This window comes from Paenibacillus sp. IITD108, assembly GCF_036541265.1.
Classification (GTDB): Bacteria; Bacillota; Bacilli; order Paenibacillales; family Paenibacillaceae; genus Pristimantibacillus.
Genome location: NZ_JAZHCT010000096.1, coordinates 1 through 434, shown reverse-complemented (window position 1 = coordinate 434; position 434 = coordinate 1). Strand labels below are relative to the sequence as shown.

Annotated in this window: 1 protein-coding gene; it reads right to left on the bottom strand. The window is 41.9% G+C overall.

What is annotated here, in order from left to right:
* Positions 1-333: carbohydrate ABC transporter permease (locus tag V1L65_RS28650; RefSeq protein ID WP_442955732.1), on the bottom strand; the 333-nt coding region annotated here is incomplete at its 3' end.
* Between the last annotated feature and the right edge of the window lie 101 nt (positions 334-434).

Here is a 434-nt window from a genome sequence, read left to right as displayed (position 1 = left end):
AAAAATACCCGCTTGTACAAATTGGTTGAACTTCGTATTTTTCTTAAGCCAAACCGCTAGCGCAACCGAAATGACCAGTGTCGCGATAACGACTCCGCCGGTATAAATGACCGTATTGTACAGAGACTTGTAGAAATCCTCACGGCCTAAAATTTCTTTAAAGTTATCCAAGCCGATAAACTTGCTCTTTGCTTTGTTCATCAGGTTGTAATCATACAGGCTTAGATAGATCAAATATAAAATCGGATACACAACGAATACAAAAATACCGATCATCGCGGGAGCGATCATAATGTAGGGACGCAGCCGTTCTCCTAGTTTGACCTTATGCACGGCTGAGCCCTCTCAACTTCTCTAATAATTGTTGATGCTCGCTCCCTGTATCATCATAGCGTTTCTCGTTTTGGTCAAAGAAATGCAGATGCTTTTCGGCT